The sequence below is a fragment of the Flavobacterium cyclinae genome (assembly GCF_021172145.1).
GTDB lineage: Bacteria > Bacteroidota > Bacteroidia > Flavobacteriales > Flavobacteriaceae > Flavobacterium > Flavobacterium cyclinae.
The window spans coordinates 1,750,213-1,772,890 of the sequence record NZ_CP089095.1 but is presented as its reverse complement, the minus strand read 5'-3'; the positions used below and the strand labels follow the sequence as shown (position 1 = coordinate 1,772,890).

The window sequence follows — 22,678 nt, the reverse complement described above, 5'->3', positions numbered from 1 at the left end:
ATTAATTATTTTTTTCGTTCTAATAATGCCATGTAAAAACCATCAAATCCGCTTTCACTGGCTAATACTTTTTGGTCTTTAACAAAGTTAAACTCTTTTCCGATTTCTGTACTTAAGAATTGCTTAATTTGTTCTTGATTTTCAGAGGGTAACACAGAACAAGTAGCGTAAACTAATTTTCCGCCTGGTTTAACAATTTTAGAATAATTTTCTAAAACTTCAGCTTGAACTTTTCTGATATTATCTACAAATTCAGGCTGTAATTTCCATTTACTATCAGGGTTTCTTTTTAAAACTCCTAATCCACTACAAGGAGCATCTATTAAAACTCTATCTGCTTTTTCGTGTAATTTTTTGATTGTTTTAGTGCTTTCAATAACTCTAGGTTCAATATTAAAGGCTCCGTTTCTTTTGGCACGAATCTTTAATTGCTTCAATTTACTTTCATATAAATCCATAGCAATTAATTGTCCTTTATTTTCCATTAGAGAGGCCAAATGCAAAGTTTTACCACCAGCACCAGCACAAGTATCAACCACTCGCATTCCAGGTTGAACATCTAAGAAATAAGCTACTAATTGTGAAGAAGCATCTTGTACCTCAAATAATCCATCTTTAAAAGCATCTGTTAAGAAAACATTAGCTCTTTCTTTTAAAATTAAGGCATCAGGATAGTCTTTGTGAAATTCGGTTTCAATATTCAAGTCCATCAAAAGAGCTCTTAATTTTTCTTTTGTTGTTTTTAAACGATTGACCCTCAAAATTACTTTTGCTTGCTCATTTTGAGCTGCAATTTCTTTAGTCCATTTTTCTTCGCCTAATTCTTTACTTCCTAAATCATCCATCCAATCAGGAATAGATTCTCTATATTTTCTGATTTTTGATAATTCGTCAAATTTACCTTTGATTCTTCTAACGGGAGTATCTTCAAAATATTTCCAATCGGGTAGGTTATAACCTCTCAATACTGCCCAAACAGCAAATATTCTCCAAATTTTATCGCGATCAAAAGGCTCTTTTACTTCTGCAATTTCGGCATATAATCGTTTCCATCTTACGATTTCATATATGGTTTCTGCTACGAATTTTCTATCGTGACTTCCCCATCGTTTATCTTTTTTTAGGGCTCTTGCAACCACTTTGTCAGCGTATTCTTCTTCATTGAAAATCGCCATCAGCGAATCGATAGTGGTGAATACTAAATTTCTGTGTAATCTCATTATTTAATTTTAAATAAGCCTACAAAGATAGCAATAAAAATAAAAAAAGCTGTCAAATTTGACAGCTTTAATATTTATCCTCTTCCATTCCCTCTTCCTTCTGAATTTCTAGAAGTTGAAACGCTTCTTGAAGAGCTACTTCGTTGCTGAGAATTTCCTCTTGACGAATTTCCTCTTACTTCTGAGGAACCTCTACTTTCAGATCTTGTTGCATTAGATCTGTTATTACTAGAATTGTTTCTATTTTCAGAAAATTCTCTTGTATTATTAGATCGATTACTTCTTGTTGCATTTGAACTTCTAGTGTCGGAACTTCTAGTAGCATTATTATTTCTTGTTGCAGTAGTGGTTCTAGTTCTTGTAGTAGAAGGAGTAACAGAACGTGTTTCTCGATTACCTCTAGTTGAATTTGAAGCCATTTCGTTTCTACTTCTTGGAGAACTTATATTTCTTCTAGAATCTAGTTCATATCTATTTGAATAACCTGAATTTCGATGTGCAAAAGAACGATTAGGATATCTTCTTTCATATCCATTTCCTCTTCTTCCATAGTAATTGTTATATACTACAGCACATCTTCGATGTGTTACATATTGATAACTGTGACCAAAATTAATATGAACATGAATGTGATTGCGGTATCTAAAAATTGGAAATGGGTTCCAGTAGGTGTAATAACTTGGATAATACCCCCAATACCATGTTGAATAATAAGGGCGATAATTTCCTACCCAAAAAGTATTGTAAATTATAGGTGTATGAACATATACGGGTTCATAAATATAATTACTTCCATACATGTAAACATCACCTACAACTTGAACTTGAACTCGGTTATTGCGGTCTCGTTCTACTTCAATTGTTGCTACATCTTGATAGACATCTTTATCTAAAACAGCTTGTACAACAACTAAGTGTACGTTTCCTTCAACTGTTTCAATAACCCTTAAATAATCAACATAATTATCATTATTCAAGTCTAAATTTGAAATTTGTGTTTTAGGATCATTTAATCTTCTTTCAAAATCTTCCAAATCTTTTGCATCTCCAAAAACGGTTGCAACTGCTCGCAAATCTAAGTTGTCGCTTATATCAGAATTTTTAGCTGTTATTGTTGTTTTTTCTTGTGCAAAAAGAGAACCTATAGTTAGTGTAGCTATTAAGCTCAAATGTATTAATCTCGTTTTCATAATATAATGGTTTTAGGGTTCTTATTTATTTAGTTGATGTAAACCAATTATTGTGCCAAAAAATATATTTCTTAATTAAGTAATTGAAAATCAATTATATAAAACAAATTTTGTTCTGCTAAACTTTTAACTTATATTTGGTATTTAATCCATTTCTTATGAAAAATATAGTTGTTATCCTTTTATTTATTGGTTTATTTGGTTTTTCTCAAAAAGTTACCATTACATCTGAAATACTTTTTGAATCTAAATTAAGTTGTAGAGCCATTTTGATTGATGAAGATAAAGTATGGATGGGAATGGATAAGGGACGATATGGATTTTACGATAAAAAGAGAGATACAACTATCATAAAAGAAATTCAATCGGTTACCCGAAATACTGAATTTAGAAGTATTGCATCTACAAATGAATCGATTTTTATTTTATCGGTTGGAAATCCAGCAATGCTGATTCGAATTAATAAGAAAACATTAGAAGAAACTGTAGTGTACAAAGAAGATCACGAAAAAGTGTTTTACGATAGTATGCAGTTTGTAGATGATTTAAACGGATTTGCTATGGGAGATCCAATTGAAAATTGCCTAGCTTTCATAAAAACTACAGATGGTGGTAAAACTTGGCAAAAAGTAAGTTGCGATATTTTACCTAGTATTTCAGAAGGGGAAGCCGCTTTTGCTTCCAGTAATACCAACTTAATTGTAAAAGGAAAATCGATTTTTATGGTTTCAGGTGGAAAGAAATCGCGTGTTTTTGTTTCTAAGGATTTTGGTACAACTTGGAAGGTTTATGATACACCCATTGTTCAAGGAGCAACCATGACTGGAATTTTTACAGCCGATTTTTACAATGAAAAAATAGGAATTATCGCCGGTGGAAATTACGAAAAGCAAGACCAGAATTGGGCCAACAAAGCCATAACTAAAAATGGTGGCAAAACTTGGAAATTAATCGCAGAAAAGGAAGCCTTTGGTTATGCTTCTTGTATACAATTTCTTCCAAATGGACAAGGTAAAAAACTAATTTCTGTTGGTGGAACAGGAATGTATTATTCGGATAATTTTGGCATAAGTTGGACAAAATTCTCTGATAATAAGGATTTTTATACCTTCAGATTTGAATCAGAAAAGGTGTTTTATGCAACTGGAAGAAATAAGTTAGTTCGATTTGAAATTCAATAAAAAAGCGTCCAACTGTTGCTGAACGCCTTTGATATTATAATTAACCTCTTCTTTTTTCTCTAATTTGTTTTAATAACTCTCTATTAAAATCCTCTTCTGCTTTTTTGAGTTTGATGATTTTCTTGGCACTTATAACACCTTGTAAATCTTTAATAAACTTTTTTCTAAGTGAAAACAAATTTTCTTCAATAGCTTCCATTTGTACTAATAAATTAGAAGCTTCTTTTTCAGAAAGTTTATCTACACTTCCTGGTTCAAATCGGTCTAAAATTGCTCTCATTTTTTCATGTCTTAATTCGGCTTGTTTATCATCAAAAGCGTTATAGATAGGCCAAAATTTTTGAGCTTCTTCAGTAGTTAAATTTAATTGTTCTGTAATATAAGCTACTTTTAATGCTTTCACTTTCTCTTTTCTATCCCTTAATCCCTGTGCAAAAGTGATTGAAGAAATAAATATTAATAGTAAAGGAAATATATGTTTAGTTTTCATGGTTAAGTAATTTTATTCGTTAATATAGTATTCTAAATTTTCAGATTCAGAAAGGTAATCTTCTAAAGCATCTGAATTTATTCTATTTAGTGATAAGTTATTTTCTAGTGAGCTAATGTCTTCATCTGTAAGGTGTTGGGTTAATTCGGTTGTTCCTACGTTTTGTTGAGATAAATAATTCTCAATAGTAATTGCATCTAAGCTGCTTTCTTTTGCCATATTAAAGTACACAGGTATTGCAATAGTTAGCAAAAGTAAGGCCGCAATGCTACTTATCCAAACTTGTTTTTTATAAAACAAAGAAACAACTTTAACTTCTTTTTGAACCGGAATCTTTTCCATCATTTTAGCTTCAAATTGCTCAAAATAATGTTCAGGAATTTTAAATCCAGTTGTTACTTTTTCTTTCTCAATATCAATTTTTCCCATGTTTATATGACTGTAAATTCTGTAAAAGGTTTAATTTGAGTTTAAATAATCTTCAATTTTTTTTGCTGCAATGTGATAACTTGCTTTAAGAGCTCCAACAGAAGTAATTAATATTTCTGACATTTCTTCATATTTTAATTCTTCAAAGTATTTCATTTTAAAAACTAATTGTTGTTTTTCAGGTAAAGTAGCAATAGCTTTATGCAGTTTAAGTTGAATTTCATTTCCGTCAAAAAACACATCGCTTTCTAATTTATTTATGGTTTTTTGTTGTAATTCTTCATTAGATATACCTTGTTTTTTTGCTCTTTGTTGCATAAATGTTAAAGCTTCATTAGTCGCAATTCTATACATCCAAGAGTACAATTTACTATCGCCTTTAAAATTTTTAATATTTGAAAAAACTTTTATAAATGTGTTTTGTAAGACATCATCTGTATCATCATGATTTAAAACTAAATTTCTAATATGATTATACAGCGGTTTTTGATACAAATGCAATAACTTCCTAAACGCTTCATTTTGCGTTTTGGGATTTAGTAATTCTAAAACAAATGCTTTTTCGTCTTGCAAAGTATATCCTTTATAATAAGTAAGACTAAAGATATTTAAAAAGGTTTAATTTTAATTTTCTTTTTATAAAAAAAACAAGTTGTAGTTTGTAACTTTGCTTTTTATGCTGTAACCATTCTATTTATTGCATTGCTAATTTGGAAAACTAATCGAAAAGAGAACCTATGAAAGATTTAAGTAATTATAGAAAATCCTATGAGAAAAGTGAATTATTGGAAAATCAAATTCCTGAAGATCCAATAAATTTATTTCATAGATGGTTTTATGAAGCGGAAGATTTAAATGCGGCAGATGAAGTAAATGCTATGACTGTTGCCACTATTGGTTTGGATGGTTTTCCAAAATCGAGAGTAGTTTTGCTTAAAAAATTTAATGAAGAAGGTTTTATTTTTTATACCAATTATAATTCTGAAAAAGGAAAGGCCATAATTAATAATCCAAATGTTTGTTTATCTTTTTTTTGGCCTGGTGTTGAACGTCAAATTATTATAAAAGGGATAGCAGAAAAAACCGAAGAAAATGTTTCCGATAATTATTTTGCCTCTCGTCCTGATGGAAGTAAACTTGGTGCCATCGTTTCGCCACAAAGTGAAGTTATTCCTAATCGTGAATTTTTAGAAAACAATTTAAAACAATTAGAAAAAGAGTGGGAGGGTAAAGAAATTTTACGCCCTAAACATTGGGGAGGATTTTTAGTTCGTCCTGTTGAAGTTGAATTTTGGCAGGGAAGACCTAATCGATTACACGATAGAATTCGTTACCAACTTCAAGACAATTATGATTGGAAAATTGACCGTTTATCGCCTTGATAATCATTTGTTGTAATATCAAGAATTACATTTTAATTACGATAAATTCACTTCTTCTATTTTTTTGATGTTCAACTTCGCTACAAGGAACACCATCAGCACAATCATTAACTAATTGTGTTTCTCCATAACCTTTAGCTGACAATCGACTTCTGTCAATTCCTTTACTTACGAGATATTCAAGAGTAGATTTTGCTCTTTTATCGGATAAGATTTCATTATATTCATGCGTTTGACGACTATCGGTATGCGAACGAATATCGATAACCATATTTGGATATTGATTCATAACCGTTAGTATTATTTCTAAATCATTAGCGGCATCTGGTCGGATATCCCATTTGTCTAGATTGAAATAAATGACGCTAATATCGAATAATTTTGCTAAGTCAATTCCAACTTCTATTGGAAAAATATTTCGTTTAAGTGTGATATCCAATTCTATATCATTTAATTGAGAATTAGATGTTATGGTTTTCTCAGTAGTTGTGTATTCTTCTTTAGTTACTCGTATTATGTATTTTTTATTGCATTGAATTTTAAAGAAATAAGCACCTTTATCTGAAGTTGTAGTTTCAGATATAAGATTCATATTTTCATCAAATAAGAATACTTTAGCATTAGAAAGAATTTCATTAGTATCACTATCTGAAACAATTCCCTGCACGTTTTGCATGCAAATTTTAAAGGAATAAATATCATCAAATCCTAAACCGCCTTCTCTGTTTGAGGAGAAAAAACCAAAATTTTGATTGTTTATAATATAACCAAAATCATCTTTCGAACTATTAATAGGTTTGCCTATGTTTATTGGTTTTTCTACCGAATTTTCGTTAATAATGGCTTCAAAAATATCTAAGCCTCCTAGACCAGGATGCCCATCTGAAGCAAAAAATAAATGATTATTGTTGTCAATAAATGGAAAAGTTTCTCTTCCTTCCGTATTTATTGTAGGTCCAAGATTTTCAGGGGTTCCAAAATTCCCATATTTATCAATGCTCACTTTATATAAATCTGAATTTCCATAACTTCCAGGCATGTTAGAAGCAAAATATAATGTTTTTTCATCTGGACTTAACGCTGGATGCGCTGTTTTATAATTATCACTACAAAAAGGAAGTTCTTTAATATTTGACCACTTTCCATTTACCAATTCTGCTTTGTAAATTTTTTCCATGATAATTTTATCATCACTTTTTCTCTTTTTACCATTGTTATAATTGTTACGGGTAAAATACATGGTTTTTCCGTCTTTAGTAAAAACGGGTGATGATTCATTAAATTTGGTATTTATTTCTTTGGATAAATTGGTCACTTTTCCAAGTTTTCCTTCCGTATTCAAAGGAGCTATAAACAAATCGGTAAAATTTTGTTTGGTCCAATCGTGAATTTTTGCATAAAGATTACCTTCGCTTCTAGAAGATGTAAAAACAATGTTTTCTCCGTAAAATGAAGGTCCATAGTCGTAAAATTCTGAATTAATTGAGGTAGTATCCATAAGGTATTTTCCTGATTCAGAATCAATTTTATTTAAATAATCTTTGTTTTCCGCATATAATTTTCCTCTTGCATCATTAGTTTTCGTTAGGAAAATATCCATAAATTGGTTTGCTTTTTCATAATTTCCTTCTGCTTTTAGGGCTTGGGCATATCTAAAATAATATTCTGGTTCTACTTCTTGCTGTAAAGCAAATAGCGCTCCATACCATTTAGAAGCCTTAGTTAACTCTCCATTAAAATAATAAGCATTTCCTAATTTTTGAAATAAATCAACTGATTTAATTCCTTTTTCGGCTACTTTTTCATAAAGTTCAATAGCATCTATATAGGAATATTTATCATACTTTTTGTCTGCCTTAGCTAATTTGGATATTTGGCTAAAACTACCTAAGCAAAAAATAAGTGTAAAAAGTATGGTATAAATTGTTTTCATAATCTCATAGTTTAGAAGAAACGAGGCGATGATATTTTCGTTTTGTTGAATAACTCATATCGCAAGAAAATTTCATGTGAACCTGAATTATAGTTAGCTAACTTAGTGGTTTCTAAATCATATCCATAGCCAATAAACCAAGAATCAGAAATTTGAAATCCAGCTAAAGCACTTACAGCTGCATTCCATCTATAGGCTGCACCCAGAGTTAATTTATCAAAGAATAGAAAATTTCCAGTTACATCTGCTTGAATTGGAGCTCCTTCAACAATTTTACTTAAGAGAGCAGGTTTAAAATCGATATTATCACTAATTTTAAATACATGTCCTGCAATAAAATATAGATGTAATTTTTGTTTCGAAATTTCAATATTATTATCGTTATATCGATAAGATTCAAAAAAGTTAGGAACCGAAAGGCCAAAATAGGTTTTATCTGAAAAAAGATACGCACCAGCTCCAATGTTTGGAGAAAACTCTGTTTTTACATTTTGAAATTGCGGATCTGAAGGATCAAATATTCGTAGTTTATTGACATCTAAATCAAATAAATTGGCAGTTCCTTTTAGTCCAATAGAAAATTTATAATTTTCAGAAATTTGTATAAAATAAGCTAAGTCAACTGAAATTTCATTTTCCGAAACGGGTCCAATTTTATCATTAACAAAGTTTAATCCAATACCAAAATTTGAATCGCCAATTGGAGAATTTATCGAGAAATTATTGGTAACTGGGGCACCTTCTAATCCCATCCATTGATTTCTATGTAAGATAAAAGCAGAAAGTACTTCTCTAGAACCAGCATAAGCAGGATTAATTAATGTCGTATTGTACATATATTGTGTATATTGAGAATCTTGTTGAGAGAAACACAAAATACTAGATATAAAAGTAAATAGGATTACTAAATAAAATTTCATTTTGTTTGTATTGTACAAATAACAGATTTTTTTTACTAATATAGTAAATATATATTATCTTATAAATAGCTCTTATAAATTGTTTAGAAATTATTAATTTTCCATAAAAATTCACATAAAAACGATTCTCCTAAAATAATTTTTGTAATTTAATAGATTCAAAAAAGTAAAGGATGAAAAGTTTATTTTTAATTCGTCATGCAAAATCTAGTTGGGATACTCCAGTGCAAGACATTAATCGTTCTATTTCACAAAGAGGTATCAAAGATGCCCATTTAATTGCTTCAAGATTGGTTAAGCTAATTCCTAAATCATTTATTGTTTGGAGTAGTAAAGCAAAACGTGCAGTTGAAACGGCATATATTTTTTCTGAATATTTATCAATATCTTTTGAAAACATATATTTTAAAGAAGATTTGTACACATTTGATGATGTTAATTTACTTAAAATCATAAAAAAATGTAAAAATGAACATGATAATTTAATTCTTTTCGGACATAATGAAGCAATTACAAATTTTGTTAATAAATTTGGAGACCTTTATATAGATAATGTCCCTACATCTGGAGTTGTTGTTTTACAATTTGAAACTGATAATTGGGAAAAAATAAGTAAAGGCAAAACGATAACAACATTATTTCCAAGCCAATTTAAAAATGAATAATACAGTTAATAGTTATATAGATAGAGAGAAGAGTTGGTTAACATTCAACGCAAGAGTATTACAAGAAGCCAATGATGAAAATGTACCTTTATTAGATCGATTTCGATTCCTTGGAATTTTTTCAAATAATTTAGATGAATTTTTTAGAGTTCGTTATGCAGCCATTCGTCGTATGAGTTTAGAAACGAATGAAACCGAGAAAATTTTAGGTGTTCCTGCAGAAAAATTACTGAAAGAAATTACAGAAATTGTTATTGAACAACAATCTGAAAGTTTACGTATTTTAAGTGAAATTGAAAAAAAACTTGAAAAGGAAAATATATTTATCATTAACGAAAAGCAAATTACTAAAGAACAAGAAGCTTTTATTCATGATTATTTCATCCAAAATGTAAGTCCGGCTGTAGTTACCATCATGTTAAATGAGTTAGAAGAATTTCCTTTGTTAAAGGATACTTCGGGGTATTTAGCAGTTAAACTTGTGATGAAATCAAAAAAAATATTTCCATTTGCTTCTAAAGAAATTCAGTATGCAGTTGTTGAAATTCCAAGCACGATAAATCGTTTTGTGGTTCTTCCGTCAAACTCAGAAAAACAATATATTATTCTTTTAGATGATGTTATCCGTTGTAATTTGAATTATATATTTAATATTTTCGACTATGAAAGCATTGCTGCACACATGATTAAGATTACGCGTGATGCCCAATTGGAATTTGATAGTGATTTGAGTAAGAGTTTAATGGAAAAAATTTCAAATTCGGTAAAAGAAAGACGAGTGGGAGAGCCGGTTCGATTTGTTTATGATCAATCTATTGAAAATGACACACTTGCTTTCTTTTTAAAAGGAATGGGAATTGATAGTTCTGATAGTATTATTCCTGGTGGAAGATATCATAACAGAAGAGATTATATGAATTTTCCTAATTTAGGAAGATATGATTTATTATATAAGGAAAATTTACCACTTCCTGTTCCTGGATTAACGTTAGAAGGAAGTATTTTAGAAAGAATTAAAAAGAAAGATTATTTGCTTTATGCACCTTACCAATCTTTTTCTTATATCATAAAGTTTCTTAGGGAAGCAGCCTTAGATCCTAAAGTGGCCTCTATTAAAATTACACTTTATCGTTTGGCCAAAAATTCACAAATCGTGAGTTCATTAATAAATGCTGCTAAAAACGGAAAGAAAGTTACTGTTCAAATCGAATTACAAGCGCGTTTTGATGAAGAAAGTAATATTTCGTATTCCGAACAAATGCAAACCGAAGGAATCGAATTAATTTTTGGAGTAAAAGGATTAAAAGTTCACAGTAAAATTTGTCTTATTGAGAGATTAGAAGAAGGCAAAGTAAAACGATACGGATTTATTTCAACAGGAAATTTTAATGAGAATTCGGCTAAAGTATATACCGATGTTACTTTATTCACAAGTAAGAATGAAATTCTAAAAGATGCGGCTAAGATTTTTGACTTTTTCGATGTAAATTATCGTGTTCACAGATACAAGCACTTAATAGTTTCTCCTCATTACACTAGAAGTCGTTTTAATAAATTAATTGATAGAGAAATTGCAAATGCACAATCGGGAAAAGAAGCGTATATTAAGCTAAAGATGAACAGTATTTCCGATTTTAAAATGACAGATAAGTTATACGAAGCTAGTAATGCAGGTGTAAAAATTCAATTGATTATCAGGGGAATATGCTGTTTGATTCCAGGCGTGAAAGGTTTGAGTGAAAATATCGAAGCAATTAGTATCGTAGATAATTATTTAGAACATTCCCGAATTTATATTTTTGGAAATGCTGGCGATCCTGAAGTATTTATTTCATCTGCCGATTTTATGACTCGAAATTTAGATTCAAGAGTAGAAGTTACGTGTCCAATTTACGATCCAGAAATCAAACAAGAATTAATTGATACATTTGAAATAGGTTGGAAAGCAAATGTCAAAGCTCGAGTACATTCTGCCGATTTACTTAATCAATACAGAAAAAATGGAGATGCAAAACCATTTAGAGCCCAACAGGAAATGTATAATTATTACCAAAATAAATTAGATGTAATTGCAGAAAAAGTGCAATAAAATATATAGATGATTACAATAAAAAAATATGCAGCTATTGATATTGGTTCCAATGCCATGAGGTTATTGGTTACCAATATTGTAGAGCAAGAAGGTTATCCAACACAATTTAATAAAAGTTCCTTGGTTCGTGTACCCATTCGATTGGGGCAAGATGCATTTACCGTTGGTGAAATTACGCAGGAAAACATTGATAGAATGATTGACGCCATGAAAGCTTTCAAATTATTAATGAAAGTTCACAAGGTGGAAAAATATCAAGCGTGTGCCACATCTGCCATGCGAGAAGCTTATAATGGAAAAGAAGTTGTCGAAATCATCAAAAAGAAAGCTGATATAAAAATTGATATTATCGATGGAAAAAAAGAAGCAGCTATTATTGCAGCATCCGATTTAAAACAATTTATTAGTACCGATAAAGCGTATTTATATGTAGATGTTGGTGGTGGAAGTACCGAATTTTCTTTATTCTACGAAGGAAAAATCATAGCTTCAAAATCGTTCAAAAACGGAACCGTTCGTTTATTAAACAACATGGTAAACGAAGTCGTTTGGCAAGAAATTGAAAAATGGATTAAAACCAATACCGAACCTTTTGAAGATATTACATTAATTGGTTCCGGAGGAAATATCAATAAGTTATTCAAATTATCTGAAAAACAACAAGATAAACCACTTTCGTATGTATATGTAAGCTCTCAATACCAAAAATTGAACAGCATGACGTACGAGCAAAGAATTGCCGAAATAGGGTTAAATCCAGACCGCGCCGATGTAATTATTCCAGCAACAAGAATTTATCTTAACGCCATGAAATGGAGTGGAGCCCGTCATATTTACGTACCAAAAATTGGATTATCCGATGGTATCGTGAAAGCGATGTATTATGGTAGGATTTAATTAGTCCCGTAGGGACGGTATCTCGGTAGATAAAAAAACAATTGGTTAATCGAGTCCCGTAGGGACGATATCTCGGTAGAAAGAAAAAATATTATCGTTATTTAGTCCCATCGGGACGACATATTGGTAGATTCAGAAGGACGGTATCTCGGTAGATAAAAAAACATTTGGTTAATCGAGTCCAGTAGGGACGACATATTGGTAGATTCAGAAGGACGGTATCTCGGTAGATAATAAAACAATTGGTTAATCGAGTCCCGTAGGGACGACATATTGGTAGATAATAATCGGAAATAATATTAATTTATGGCAAACACATATACACAAATTCATATACAATTTGTTTTTGCAGTAAAATATAGAGACGGATTAATACATTCTTCATTCAAAGAAGAATTATACCAATATATTTCAGGAATAATTAAAGCCAACAATCATAAACTATTAGCCATTAATGGAATGTCAGACCACATTCATATTCTAATTGGAATGCGCCCAACACAATCCATTTCTGAATTGATGCAAATTATTAAAGCTAATAGCTCTAAATGGATTAATGAGAAAAAGTTCTTGAAAGTAAAATTTGAATGGCAAGAAGGTTATGGTGCTTTTTCGTATTCAAAATCAAATGTTCAAAATGTAATTAAATATATTCAGAATCAGGAAGAACGTCATAAAATAAAAACATTTCAAGAGGAATATTTAGAATTTTTAGAAGCTTTTGAAGTGGACTATGATGAACGTTATATTTTTAAAGAGCCTATTTGATGTCATCCCTACGGGATTTTAAGTCTGTATCAGTTTTACGTTACCAAAATTTCATCCCTAACGGGATTTATAAAATTTGTTTTATATTATTATTTTATTAACCTAGAATGATTTTTTAAACCCATGAAAAAAATTGAAATACCAAAATTCCATGAAACATTTAATCCAATTTTAGAAATATTGAGCAATGGAGAAATGATTCATACAAGAGAATTACAGGATTTGGTTATTGAGAAATACTATTCAGATTTACCTGAGGAAATGCTTAATGAGAAAACAAAATCTGGAGAAGTATTGATCAATAATAGAATTGCATGGGGAAAATCTTATCTAAAAAAAGGTGGATATATTTTTTATCCAGAAAGAGGTCATGTTAAAATTACAGAAAAAGGTTTAAGTCAAAAGTCAAGTTTGACATTAAAAGACGTTGAACAAGGTACAAATATTCTTGATTTTTATACAGAAGAGAATTTAAAGTCAAATAAATCTGCAACTGATATAAAAGTAATTGATAATGCTTCACCTCAAGACTTAATTGATGAAGGTTTTTCAAAAATTGAAACAGAAGTTAAGAATGATTTATTAGATAAGTTAAAAGTTATCAATCCATATTATTTTGAAAAAGTCATTCTAATATTATTGAAGAAAATGGGTTATGGAGATTTTATAGAAACTTCTAAATCTTCTGATGGTGGAATTGATGGAATCATAAATGAAGATAAATTAGGTTTGGATAAAATTTATATTCAAGCTAAAAGATTTAATGAAAATAAGGTAAGAGAAAAAGATATCAGAAATTTTATTGGTGCTATGAGTGGCGATACAAATAAAGGTGTTTTTGTAACTACTTCCTTATTTGACAAAGGAGCAGTTGAAAAAGCTAAAAACGCTCATCATAAAATAATATTGATTGACGGAATTAAATTGGTTGATTTGATGCACGAATTTAATGTTGGTGTACAAATTAAATCTGTTTATGAAGTCAAACAATTAGATGAAGATTTCTTTGAAGAACAATAGTCTAAACATCCAAATCAAACGTCTTTCTCAATAAATCTAAAGCTGGATTAATTTGTTTTAAACGTTCAAATTTCTCTTGTGGAGTAAAGGCGTATTTATTTTCGGTAGTTTCATTTACAACCACTTCAATGGTAATATCATGGTTGTGTAATTTACCTCTTAAATATCCTAACAATTCAATCGAACCTGATAAAAACTCTTCTTTTGTACTTTGATTTGGAAGTTCCAGCGTGATTTTTGTTCCATCTAATGTAGGATCATTCATTTGCATATACGTTGCCATCAAACGTTTTCCACTGTCTACCATTTTTTGGGCAAATTTATTCCATTGCAACAACATGTCGGTTTCGTTAAAGGCTTCAGAAGGTAAATCTTCGCGATGTCTTTGAACGGTTTGTTGTTGGGCTTCCAACTCTTTTTTTGCTTTAATACTCGCTAATGAGAGTGCTGAAACTTTAGTTCCTGTCGGATTTAAATTCGTTAAAACAGGTTTCGGAATTTCAGGCACAATTGGAGCAACTACTTCATTTTGAACTTCTGGAATTGTAGATACTTTAGGCTCGCTTACGATTGGTTCTGTTTTTTCAACAGGTTGAATTTCTTCAGTTGGAACTTGAGTTTTTAATGAAGAAACTTCCGAAATAGAGTAGGAGTTGTTCTTGTAATATGTAGCCGGAATGATAAATTTAGCTACTTTTTTTTTTCTCCATCAAAAGTGATAGAGGCTAATTGCATCAAACAAAGCTCGACTAAAAGACGTTGATTTTGACTGACTTTATATTTCAAATCGCATTCATTTGCTAATTCAATTCCTTTTAATAAGAAATCGTGCATGGCTTTATGTGATTGCGCTGCATACAAACTTTGAGCATGTTCACCAGCTTCCAATAAAGGTAAAGTTGCCGGATTTTTACACACTAATAAATCTCTGAAATGCGAAGCCAAACCAGCAATAAAATGATGCCCATCAAAACCTTTTGCTAAAATGTCATTGTAAGCTAAAAGCAAATCTGGAATTTTATTTTCTAAAATTAAATCGGTGATTTTGATGTAATATTCAAAATCTAAAACATTTAAATTTTCGGTAACGGCTTGTCTGGTTAAGTTATTTCCACAATAAGAAACTACTCGGTCAAAAATAGACAAAGCATCACGCATAGCACCATCAGCCTTTTGAGCAATGATGTGAAGCGCATCATCTTCAAATGTAATGCCTTGTTCTTTCGCAATTTCGGCTAAGTGTTCTTTCGCATCTTTAACCGTAATTCTTTTGAAATCAAAAATTTGGCAACGCGATAAAATCGTTGGAATAATTTTATGTTTCTCGGTTGTTGCTAAAATGAAAATGGCATGCTTAGGTGGTTCTTCCAATGTCTTTAAGAAAGCATTAAAAGCCGCTTGAGAAAGCATGTGCACCTCGTCAATGATATAAACCTTATATTTTCCAGTTTGTGGTGGTATTCTAACTTGGTCGATAATACTTCTAATATCATCAACACCATTATTAGAAGCCGCATCTAATTCAAAAACGTTAAATGAGAAATCCTCAAACGGATCATCATAACCTTCTTGATTGATTTTTCGGGCTAGAATTCTTGCACAAGTTGTTTTTCCAACACCACGAGGTCCTGTAAATAATAAGGCTTGTGCCAAATGATTGGTTTCAATAGCATTCAACAACGTATTGGTAATAGCTTGTTGCCCCACAACATCTTTAAATGTTTGCGGACGATATTTACGAGCTGATACGATAAATTGTTCCATAATTTCTATTGAATCACAAATATAGGATTGTATATTTCAAAAAGCAAATTCCAAAATCCAAATTGAGAAGAATCTTTATAAAAGTTATTCACAATTTAAAATATTATTGAATTAGTTCTAGATTCTAAATTCAATAGTCTAAATTTGCACCGCAGACCGCCTTATCGTTCCCGATTTTCGGGAGAGGAAAGTCCGGACACCAAAGAGTAGCATAGTGGGTAACGCCCATCCATCGAAAGGTGAGGACAAGTGCAACAGAAAGTATGTACAGGTAATGCTGTAGTGAAACCAGGTAAACTCTATGCGGTGAAATGCCAAGTATATCAGCAGTTTTTGAGTAATCAAAATAAGGGCTACTCGTCCGATGTTGAAGGGTAGGCAGCTTGATCCCGATAGTAATATCGAGACTAGATAAATGATAAGGCTCTAATTTATTAGAGACAGAATCCGGCTTATAGGTCTGCTTTTTTATTTTATGACGATTTTATCCTTCGTCTTCCTCTTCATATTCTTCTTCTTCGTCGCTTTCAAATTCATAAAACGAAAATACAGAACCTCCGTAACTTTTTGAAAATGAAAAATTAGTTAAATGATCTAATTTAGTGTGTTTTGAATGTTCTACTATCAACATTCCTTCTTCGTCTAAAAGCTCATTCTCGAAAATCAATTCGATTATTTTTTCAAAGTTCTCCTGACTCAAGTCATATGGTGGATCAGCAAAGATAATATCATAACTTGCTTTGCTTTTTTCTAAGAATTTAAAAACATCACTTTTAATTACACTAATATCTAAATCTAATTCAGTAGCAGTTTTTTTGATGAAATTCACACAACCCATATCACCATCAACACTTGTAATTGGTCCAGCACCACGAGAAGCGAATTCATAACTAATATTACCCGTTCCTGAGAATAAATCCAAAACTTTTAATCCATGAAAATTAAAGTAATTATTCAATATATTGAATAACGATTCTTTACACATGTCGGTTGTAGGACGAACAGGTAAGTTTTTTGGAGCTACCAAACGGCGCCCTTTGTGTTTTCCGGAGATTATTCTCATGAATGATAAAGTATAAAGTGATTTCTCAAATCAGATGAAGAAACATCTAAAACAGCAGAAGTATTACTAACATCTAATAAATTACAGTTTCTAATGTATTTATAAGCTATTTTAAAGAAGTTGTCTTGTTCAGAACAATTTCCTAGGAGTTGTACAGAAATCGTTTCGGGATTCAACTGTAATTGTTCGCAAGTAAATAAGAGATAATAAATAAAATCTTCTGGAGTTTGGTAATGAAATGAATTATAAAATAGTAATTGCTGATTTTTAACAATAACAATTTCAAAATGTTCTTTTTGTAAATGAACAAAAACTTGCTTTTCATCATTGTTTTTTGATAAATCTAATAGTTGCTTTACTAAAATTGAATTCGAATTTTGGTATTCAAAAGTGTCGAATTGATCCAATAAAAAATTATTAATATTTACAAAAGGAACATAAACGTTATTCATTTCATAAGGAAAAATAACATCATGTGTAAAAAAATCAGTTTCAAAAACCTTGGTATTATATTGTAAGTAGCTGGCTAAAAAATGAACATCAAATAGGGAAGTGGGAACAAAAGTGTTTAAATTGTTATCATGAACAACCATTATTTCATCAAATGATTTTGTTAAAATTGGAAATTCTATAAATGCTTTCCACAATTGTTCTTCTAATACTTTATGCTTTTCAAATTCAATTGCCATAGAATTGACAATCTTATGAGAAAGTAAATCAAATACACAAAAAGAAAGTCCACTCAAGGAAACCTGAATGGACAACTTTTTATATGTTTTTTGAGTAATGTCGTTATTCGTTATTACCATATTTTTTAGGCCAGTTTCCTGTAAGTGTAACTTCTTCTAATGAACCTAAGATAATTTTATCTCCATTGATTTCATCAATAGATTCTACTTTGTTTTCTTGTTTTACTAATTCTTGATCTAAATCTTTTAATAAAGCATTTTTATCAATAGTAGCTTGGAAAACAGAAATATTCATATCATTTCTTGAAACAACGTCAGTTTTCATTATCACAGGAACTTCAATTTCGCCAAATTTAACAATATTTAATCTTTTGTAACGATCCGAGTTTTTAAATAATGAATCTTTAACTTTTACAGTTCCTAATTTTGTAATAATTACTTCATCTTTGAAGAAACCACCAACACCATCAGGTCCAACTACAATTCGGAAAGCAGCATTTTTAGCGTGGTCAATAACAGCAGTATCTTTTCTAGAAATAATTTCAAATTCTCCTGTTTCAACAAATTTTACTAATTCTTCAAAAGTATCAGCAAATTTTCCATGAACTGATTTGTAACCTGTTTGAAGTTTTTTAATGTCAAGCATCTTTTTTACAGCAATTTCATAACGAGCTTCTTTTTCTTGTTTGAACTCAATAGGTTTCATTACTGATGCATAAATCATATATGCTAATCCAAAACAAACTGCCCATAAAGCTATAGAAACAAAAACTCTAGCTTTTGCTGGTAAAAATTTATCTATTAGTTTTACTAAAACCACTGCAACAACGCAGGTGATTACAACGTACAATAATAATAACAACATTAGATTTATATTTTTTTAGTTAAAATAGGTACGCAAATCTACAATTTTTTTTTCTACTCAAAAGAATTTCTTGTAAAAATCATCAGTATATTTGAAAAATTAATATTGGCCAAAACTATTTTTATGACTTATAAGCTGTTTTACAATTTATTACAGAATAATTTTCCACATCAACCCACATTAAAACAAGACATTTTTCTTCAAAAAATGGCCGACTTTGTTATGAATTCAACAACAAATGATGTTTTTGTGCTAAAAGGTTTTGCAGGAACTGGTAAAACAACTATAATTTCTACTGTAATCAATAATTTAGCTGCTGTTAATATGAAAGCAGTATTACTTGCTCCTACAGGTAGAGCTGCAAAAGTGATTAGTAATTATTCTGGTAAACCCGCATACACGATTCATAAACGTATTTATTTCCCTAAAAAAAACAAATCAGGTGGAGTAAGTTTTACATTACAACAAAATAAATTTAAAAATACGCTTTTTATTGTTGATGAATCATCTATGATTTCAGATACTAATCAAGAAACCAAATTTTATGAAAATGGTTCGCTTCTTGATGATTTATTTTTTTATGTAGATGCAGGTACAAATTGCAAATTGTTACTAATTGGAGATACCGCTCAATTACCACCTGTAAACATGACGATTAGTCCAGCTTTGGATGTAGATACCTTGTCGCTTCATTATCAAAAAAATGTGCATCATATTGAATTAGATGAAGTTATGCGTCAAGCAATAGATTCGGGAATTTTATACAACGCAACTCAATTACGAGAATTACTACATTCTCATTTTATTGATACCTTTCAGTTTAAATTAAAAGGATTTAAAGATATTGTTCGATTACAAGATGGGTATGATATTCAAGATGCCATCCATCAAGCGTATGATAATTATAGTATTGAAGATACCGCTTTTATTTTGCGTTCTAATAAAAGAGCTAATCAATACAACCAACAAATTAGAGCTTCCATTTTGTCCAAAGAAAGTGAAATTTCTACCGGAGATTATTTAATGGTAGTTAAGAACAATTATTTTTGGTTACCTGAAAATTCTGAAGCGGGATTTATTGCCAATGGTGATATTATTGAAATCTTAGAAATAAGGAAAATTCAAGAATTGTATGGATTCAAATTCGCAACCGTAAAAATTAGAATGGTCGATTATCCTAATCAAACCCCTTTTGATACGGTAATCATGTTAGATACTATTATGAGCGAATCGCCTTCTTTGACGTATGAAGAATCGAATAAATTATATCAAGAAGTGTTGTTTGATTATGAAGAAGAACGCCAACAATATAAAAAACTTCAGAAAGTAAAAGAAAATCCTTATTTCAACGCACTTCAGGTGAAATTTTCGTATGCGATAACGTGTCATAAATCACAAGGGGGACAATGGAAAACGGTGTTTGTAGAACAACCTTATTTACCTGACGGAATTGATGTTGATTATGTTCGATGGTTATATACTGCCATTACCCGTGCTGAGGAAAAATTATATTTAATAGGATTTAAGGATGAGTTTTTCGAAAATTAATACTTTTGTAATCAAATAAAATCAACCATGAAAATAATAATAAAAGTTGTTATTGGTTTATCAGTTGTTACATCCCTATTTTTTTTATTCATTCTTTATGGATTAAATTTGATGGAAGTTGAAGATAAATATGGAGACTTTCAAGAATTATACTATAAAATTGATAAATCAAATGATTATTTTGTAATAATTGATAATAAAGAAGTTGGTTTTGTACAAAAGCTAGATGATGAAATTTTTGTTACGGTTGATGATTGTATGAAACATCTTTTAAATTATTCTAATACTAATATTGAAGTTTATAAATTTGGAGTAAATAAAACGTATTCAAAATTTTCTTTAAAAGAAGCTAATCATTTGAAAGAAGAAAAAAGTACTGAATTAATATATAAAAATTAGAAACTTAGCACCTTAGTGTCTTTGTGGTAAACAAATAAAAATGAAAATAATAGCTGTAATTCCCGCTCGATATGCTTCTACACGTTTCCCTGCAAAATTAATGCAAGATTTGGGAGGCAAAACTGTAATTCTTCGTACGTACGAAGCAGCTATTTCTACCAATTTATTTGATGATGTTTTTGTGGTGACAGATTCCGATTTAATTTACAACGAAATTATTTCGAATGGAGGAAAAGCCATCATGTCGATAAAAGAACACGAAAGCGGAAGCGACAGAATTGCAGAAGCCGTAGAACATATGAATGTAGATGTTGTAATTAATGTTCAGGGCGATGAGCCATTTATTAATAAAAAACCATTAGAAGAACTAATTGAAGTCTTTAAAAACGATATTGATAAAAAAGTTGATTTAGGTTCTTTAATGTTTCAAATTACAGATAAAGAGGAAATTAATAATCCAAATAATGTAAAAGTAATTACAGACCAGCAAGGTTTTGCTTTATACTTTTCGCGCTCGGTTATTCCTTATCCAAGAGAAGAAAACGTGGGAGTCCGCTATATGAAACATATAGGAATTTACGCTTTTAGAAAAGAAGCCTTGATGGATTTTTACCATTTGCCTATGTTATCTTTAGAAGCTTCTGAAAAATTAGAACAACTTCGATATTTAGAATATGGGAAACGTATTAAAATGGTTGAGACTTCTCATGGAAGTATCGGAATTGATACACCTGAAGATTTAGAAAAAGCTAGAAAACTTCTTTAAAATTCGTTTTTATCACTGAAATATCCTTTTGTTTTAATTTTTGAAGAAAAGAAATTCATAAATAGAATTACAAAAAATAAAAATAGAAATACTTGTAAAATAGTAAAGATTTTCCCTTCTGTTTCAACTGGATAGTAATCACCATATCCTATAGTGGAAGATGTAACAAAACTATAATAAACTGCATCAAACCAACTATTTAACGGTTGATTTAAGTAATCTCCTGTTCTGTAAAAAACAGCAAAAGATAAAACAGATTCCAAATAATTAAAAAACAGTAACAACATTGATCTTTTATAAGACCGAGGCTGAGAAAATAAATCAGAGGCAAAAATTAGTGTTGGAATGTATAATACAGTTTCTAATAAAATGTAAATCAATACAAAAACAACATAGTCGTTGGTTTGCCAATTGTTTATTAGAATTAAAATTGGAAAAATAACTTTGGCCAAAATATAAAAGTCCATTGCTAAATCTTTGTATTCATAACCGATTTTAGTGGCCATATGTTTTATGTAAATACCTGGAAATAGCAATTGAGAAGAGGATAAAAACAAACGGACTATTTTTTCAATTCCATTATCTTCTTCATGATCATTGTTCCAAATGGCTCTGATATTAAGAATCGTTTTCTTGATTGGACTTATTTTGTGATGATAAATTTTCCCTACTTTTCCAACCAATAATTTTTTAAAAAACGACATATTAGGCTAATTTTTTAATAGTGAATAATTCGTTATGTACCTCAATTTTTGGATACAAACGTACGGAATAATCATGGTTAAATTTACTCTTATATAATGCATTTCTTCTTCTATCTTTATAATCTAACACCATAGTATTAAATAAAATAAATCCATTTACATTAAGTAAAAAGTTAATACGATTAATAAAAAAATCTTCGTATAAAAAGTTTGGCATTTTCGTATCTTGAAATATATCAATAATGATTAAATCGTATTTTTCTCTTGTTTTTAAAACAAACTCAAAAGCATCATCTATTACAATCGAAACATTGTTATAATTTTCAAGGCCGAAATATTTTTTTGCTATTTCAACTACAGCGGCGTCAATTTCTACACCAGTAATTTTACCATCAAATTTAATTTCTTTTTTCAATGTTTCAATAACGCTACCGCCAGCAACTCCTAGTACAAGAATTGATTGAAAATTCTGAATTCTCTCGTAACCTATATATTTTAATCCTTTTTTTAATACACGTTGTAAACTGCCAAAGGAATAATTGGTGTTCTCAGAGTCTAAAACTAAATAGCCATTATTCCAGGTAACTTCTAGGTTTTTACTGTAAACCGATTTTTTTTGATGAATTTTTATAGGGATTAAAAAACTCAATAAACGCTTAATCATGTAATTTTGTTTGTAATCGTAAATATAAT

24 protein-coding genes and 1 other RNA gene are annotated in these 22,678 nt (G+C 30.1%); 11 read left to right on the top strand and 14 right to left on the bottom strand.

The window, feature by feature from the left end; genetic code table 11:
• Positions 1-5: 5 nt before the first annotated feature.
• Together LOS86_RS08265 and LOS86_RS08260 are read right to left on the bottom strand one after the other, a co-directional pair.
• Entirely contained in the window at positions 6-1,220 is a 1,215-nt protein-coding gene (locus LOS86_RS08265) for an RsmB/NOP family class I SAM-dependent RNA methyltransferase (RefSeq protein WP_231841636.1), read from the bottom strand.
• A gap of 74 nt (positions 1,221-1,294) precedes the next feature.
• Positions 1,295-2,410, bottom strand: coding sequence for a hypothetical protein (locus LOS86_RS08260; protein ID WP_231841635.1), 1,116 nt, complete (start codon positions 2,408-2,410; stop codon positions 1,295-1,297).
• Between the two features lie 158 nt (positions 2,411-2,568).
• Here LOS86_RS08260 and LOS86_RS08255 point away from each other — a divergent pair, with 158 nt between their 5' ends.
• Complete coding sequence (locus LOS86_RS08255; protein WP_231841634.1) at positions 2,569-3,591, top strand: WD40/YVTN/BNR-like repeat-containing protein; 1,023 nt, start codon at positions 2,569-2,571, stop codon at positions 3,589-3,591.
• Between the two features lie 40 nt (positions 3,592-3,631).
• On the opposite strand, the gene LOS86_RS08250 is transcribed toward LOS86_RS08255, so the two are convergent.
• The 3 genes from LOS86_RS08250 to LOS86_RS08240 are packed head-to-tail and all read right to left on the bottom strand — an operon-like array spanning position 3,632 to position 5,083.
• Entirely contained in the window at positions 3,632-4,081 is a 450-nt protein-coding gene (locus tag LOS86_RS08250) for a sensor of ECF-type sigma factor (protein WP_231841633.1), read from the bottom strand.
• 12 nt (positions 4,082-4,093) lie between these two features.
• Positions 4,094-4,510, bottom strand: a complete 417-nt coding sequence (locus tag LOS86_RS08245; protein WP_231841632.1) for a hypothetical protein — start codon at positions 4,508-4,510, stop codon at positions 4,094-4,096.
• A gap of 30 nt (positions 4,511-4,540) precedes the next feature.
• Positions 4,541-5,083, bottom strand: coding sequence for an RNA polymerase sigma factor (locus tag LOS86_RS08240; protein WP_231841631.1), 543 nt, complete (start codon positions 5,081-5,083; stop codon positions 4,541-4,543).
• Positions 5,084-5,247: 164 nt separating this feature from the next.
• On the opposite strand from LOS86_RS08240, the gene pdxH reads away from it, so the two are divergent.
• Positions 5,248-5,892: a pyridoxamine 5'-phosphate oxidase gene (gene pdxH, locus LOS86_RS08235; protein ID WP_231841630.1), complete on the top strand. Its 645-nt coding sequence runs from the start codon at positions 5,248-5,250 to the stop codon at positions 5,890-5,892.
• A gap of 25 nt (positions 5,893-5,917) precedes the next feature.
• Here the strand turns inward: pdxH and LOS86_RS08230 are convergent, their stop codons facing one another.
• Together LOS86_RS08230 and LOS86_RS08225 are read right to left on the bottom strand one after the other, a co-directional pair.
• A complete protein-coding gene (locus tag LOS86_RS08230; RefSeq protein ID WP_231841629.1) occupies positions 5,918-7,825 on the bottom strand; it encodes an OmpA family protein in 1,908 nt (635 codons plus the stop codon).
• Positions 7,826-7,836: 11 nt separating this feature from the next.
• On the bottom strand, positions 7,837-8,745 hold the full coding sequence (locus LOS86_RS08225; RefSeq protein WP_231841628.1) for a PorP/SprF family type IX secretion system membrane protein: 909 nt from the start codon (positions 8,743-8,745) through the stop codon (positions 7,837-7,839).
• A 173-nt stretch (positions 8,746-8,918) separates the two neighbouring features.
• On the opposite strand from LOS86_RS08225, the gene LOS86_RS08220 reads away from it, so the two are divergent.
• The 5 genes from LOS86_RS08220 to LOS86_RS08200 all read left to right on the top strand — a co-directional run bounded on the left by LOS86_RS08220 (position 8,919) and on the right by LOS86_RS08200 (position 14,187).
• A complete protein-coding gene (locus LOS86_RS08220) occupies positions 8,919-9,410 on the top strand; it encodes a SixA phosphatase family protein (protein WP_231841627.1) in 492 nt (163 codons plus the stop codon).
• Positions 9,403-11,499, top strand: a complete 2,097-nt coding sequence (gene ppk1 / locus LOS86_RS08215) for a polyphosphate kinase 1 (RefSeq protein ID WP_231841626.1) — start codon at positions 9,403-9,405, stop codon at positions 11,497-11,499. The genes LOS86_RS08220 and ppk1 overlap by 8 nt, the downstream gene beginning before the upstream one ends.
• Positions 11,500-11,508: 9 nt before the next feature.
• On the top strand, positions 11,509-12,399 hold the full coding sequence (locus tag LOS86_RS08210) for a Ppx/GppA phosphatase family protein (RefSeq protein WP_231841625.1): 891 nt from the start codon (positions 11,509-11,511) through the stop codon (positions 12,397-12,399).
• A 306-nt stretch (positions 12,400-12,705) separates the two neighbouring features.
• Positions 12,706-13,167: an IS200/IS605 family transposase gene (gene tnpA / locus LOS86_RS08205; protein WP_231841624.1), complete on the top strand. Its 462-nt coding sequence runs from the start codon at positions 12,706-12,708 to the stop codon at positions 13,165-13,167.
• Between the two features lie 123 nt (positions 13,168-13,290).
• Positions 13,291-14,187 carry a restriction endonuclease gene (locus LOS86_RS08200; RefSeq protein ID WP_231841623.1) on the top strand — a complete coding sequence of 299 codons (897 nt, stop codon included), beginning with the start codon at positions 13,291-13,293 and terminating at the stop codon, positions 14,185-14,187.
• A gap of 1 nt (position 14,188) precedes the next feature.
• On the opposite strand, the gene LOS86_RS08195 is transcribed toward LOS86_RS08200, so the two are convergent.
• Together LOS86_RS08195 and dnaX are read right to left on the bottom strand one after the other, a co-directional pair.
• Entirely contained in the window at positions 14,189-14,695 is a 507-nt protein-coding gene (locus tag LOS86_RS08195; protein WP_231841622.1) for a DUF8439 domain-containing protein, read from the bottom strand.
• Positions 14,696-14,877: 182 nt separating this feature from the next.
• Complete coding sequence (dnaX, locus tag LOS86_RS08190) at positions 14,878-15,951, bottom strand: DNA polymerase III subunit gamma/tau (protein ID WP_231841621.1); 1,074 nt, start codon at positions 15,949-15,951, stop codon at positions 14,878-14,880.
• Between the two features lie 148 nt (positions 15,952-16,099).
• Between dnaX and rnpB the strand changes: the two genes are divergently transcribed.
• Positions 16,100-16,422: RNase P RNA component class A (gene rnpB, locus LOS86_RS08185), an RNA gene on the top strand.
• 13 nt (positions 16,423-16,435) lie between these two features.
• Here rnpB and rsmD read toward each other — a convergent pair.
• The 3 genes from rsmD to LOS86_RS08170 are packed head-to-tail and all read right to left on the bottom strand — an operon-like array spanning position 16,436 to position 18,568.
• Complete coding sequence (rsmD, locus tag LOS86_RS08180; RefSeq protein WP_231841620.1) at positions 16,436-17,014, bottom strand: 16S rRNA (guanine(966)-N(2))-methyltransferase RsmD; 579 nt, start codon at positions 17,012-17,014, stop codon at positions 16,436-16,438.
• Positions 17,011-17,823, bottom strand: coding sequence for a DUF3822 family protein (locus LOS86_RS08175; RefSeq protein ID WP_231841619.1), 813 nt, complete (start codon positions 17,821-17,823; stop codon positions 17,011-17,013). The genes rsmD and LOS86_RS08175 overlap by 4 nt, the downstream gene beginning before the upstream one ends.
• On the bottom strand, positions 17,807-18,568 hold the full coding sequence (locus LOS86_RS08170) for a hypothetical protein (protein ID WP_231841618.1): 762 nt from the start codon (positions 18,566-18,568) through the stop codon (positions 17,807-17,809). The genes LOS86_RS08175 and LOS86_RS08170 overlap by 17 nt, the downstream gene beginning before the upstream one ends.
• A gap of 123 nt (positions 18,569-18,691) precedes the next feature.
• Between LOS86_RS08170 and LOS86_RS08165 the strand changes: the two genes are divergently transcribed.
• The 3 genes from LOS86_RS08165 to kdsB are packed head-to-tail and all read left to right on the top strand — an operon-like array spanning position 18,692 to position 21,281.
• On the top strand, positions 18,692-20,116 hold the full coding sequence (locus LOS86_RS08165) for an ATP-dependent DNA helicase (protein ID WP_231841617.1): 1,425 nt from the start codon (positions 18,692-18,694) through the stop codon (positions 20,114-20,116).
• Positions 20,117-20,143: 27 nt separating this feature from the next.
• Positions 20,144-20,515 (top strand): hypothetical protein, encoded by a 372-nt coding sequence (locus tag LOS86_RS08160; RefSeq protein WP_231841616.1) that lies wholly within the window; start codon positions 20,144-20,146, stop codon positions 20,513-20,515.
• A 40-nt stretch (positions 20,516-20,555) separates the two neighbouring features.
• Positions 20,556-21,281: a 3-deoxy-manno-octulosonate cytidylyltransferase gene (gene kdsB / locus LOS86_RS08155; protein ID WP_231841615.1), complete on the top strand. Its 726-nt coding sequence runs from the start codon at positions 20,556-20,558 to the stop codon at positions 21,279-21,281.
• Here kdsB and LOS86_RS08150 read toward each other — a convergent pair.
• Together LOS86_RS08150 and LOS86_RS08145 are read right to left on the bottom strand one after the other, a co-directional pair.
• Complete coding sequence (locus LOS86_RS08150) at positions 21,278-21,985, bottom strand: potassium channel family protein (protein WP_231841614.1); 708 nt, start codon at positions 21,983-21,985, stop codon at positions 21,278-21,280. The genes kdsB and LOS86_RS08150 overlap by 4 nt on opposite strands.
• 1 nt (position 21,986) lies before the next feature.
• Positions 21,987-22,649: a spermidine synthase gene (locus LOS86_RS08145; RefSeq protein WP_231841613.1), complete on the bottom strand. Its 663-nt coding sequence runs from the start codon at positions 22,647-22,649 to the stop codon at positions 21,987-21,989.
• Between the last annotated feature and the right edge of the window lie 29 nt (positions 22,650-22,678).

Excerpts from the sequence above, each read along its gene's own strand:
- LOS86_RS08265 (WP_231841636.1), bottom strand. The coding sequence starts at position 1,220 with ATGAGATTACACAGAAATTTAGTATTCACCACTATCGATTCGCTGATG.
- LOS86_RS08260 (WP_231841635.1), bottom strand. The coding sequence starts at position 2,410 with ATGAAAACGAGATTAATACATTTGAGCTTAATAGCTACACTAACTATA.
- LOS86_RS08255 (WP_231841634.1), top strand. The coding sequence starts at position 2,569 with ATGAAAAATATAGTTGTTATCCTTTTATTTATTGGTTTATTTGGTTTT.
- LOS86_RS08250 (WP_231841633.1), bottom strand. The coding sequence starts at position 4,081 with ATGAAAACTAAACATATATTTCCTTTACTATTAATATTTATTTCTTCA.
- LOS86_RS08245 (WP_231841632.1), bottom strand. The coding sequence starts at position 4,510 with ATGGGAAAAATTGATATTGAGAAAGAAAAAGTAACAACTGGATTTAAA.
- pdxH (WP_231841630.1), top strand. The coding sequence starts at position 5,248 with ATGAAAGATTTAAGTAATTATAGAAAATCCTATGAGAAAAGTGAATTA.
- LOS86_RS08230 (WP_231841629.1), bottom strand. The coding sequence starts at position 7,825 with ATGAAAACAATTTATACCATACTTTTTACACTTATTTTTTGCTTAGGT.
- LOS86_RS08225 (WP_231841628.1), bottom strand. The coding sequence starts at position 8,745 with ATGAAATTTTATTTAGTAATCCTATTTACTTTTATATCTAGTATTTTG.
- LOS86_RS08220 (WP_231841627.1), top strand. The coding sequence starts at position 8,919 with ATGAAAAGTTTATTTTTAATTCGTCATGCAAAATCTAGTTGGGATACT.
- ppk1 (WP_231841626.1), top strand. The coding sequence starts at position 9,403 with ATGAATAATACAGTTAATAGTTATATAGATAGAGAGAAGAGTTGGTTA.
- LOS86_RS08210 (WP_231841625.1), top strand. The coding sequence starts at position 11,509 with ATGATTACAATAAAAAAATATGCAGCTATTGATATTGGTTCCAATGCC.
- tnpA (WP_231841624.1), top strand. The coding sequence starts at position 12,706 with ATGGCAAACACATATACACAAATTCATATACAATTTGTTTTTGCAGTA.
- LOS86_RS08200 (WP_231841623.1), top strand. The coding sequence starts at position 13,291 with ATGAAAAAAATTGAAATACCAAAATTCCATGAAACATTTAATCCAATT.
- dnaX (WP_231841621.1), bottom strand. The coding sequence starts at position 15,951 with ATGGAACAATTTATCGTATCAGCTCGTAAATATCGTCCGCAAACATTT.
- rsmD (WP_231841620.1), bottom strand. The coding sequence starts at position 17,014 with ATGAGAATAATCTCCGGAAAACACAAAGGGCGCCGTTTGGTAGCTCCA.
- LOS86_RS08175 (WP_231841619.1), bottom strand. The coding sequence starts at position 17,823 with ATGGTAATAACGAATAACGACATTACTCAAAAAACATATAAAAAGTTG.
- LOS86_RS08170 (WP_231841618.1), bottom strand. The coding sequence starts at position 18,568 with ATGTTGTTATTATTATTGTACGTTGTAATCACCTGCGTTGTTGCAGTG.
- LOS86_RS08165 (WP_231841617.1), top strand. The coding sequence starts at position 18,692 with ATGACTTATAAGCTGTTTTACAATTTATTACAGAATAATTTTCCACAT.
- LOS86_RS08160 (WP_231841616.1), top strand. The coding sequence starts at position 20,144 with ATGAAAATAATAATAAAAGTTGTTATTGGTTTATCAGTTGTTACATCC.
- kdsB (WP_231841615.1), top strand. The coding sequence starts at position 20,556 with ATGAAAATAATAGCTGTAATTCCCGCTCGATATGCTTCTACACGTTTC.
- LOS86_RS08150 (WP_231841614.1), bottom strand. The coding sequence starts at position 21,985 with ATGTCGTTTTTTAAAAAATTATTGGTTGGAAAAGTAGGGAAAATTTAT.
- LOS86_RS08145 (WP_231841613.1), bottom strand. The coding sequence starts at position 22,649 with ATGATTAAGCGTTTATTGAGTTTTTTAATCCCTATAAAAATTCATCAA.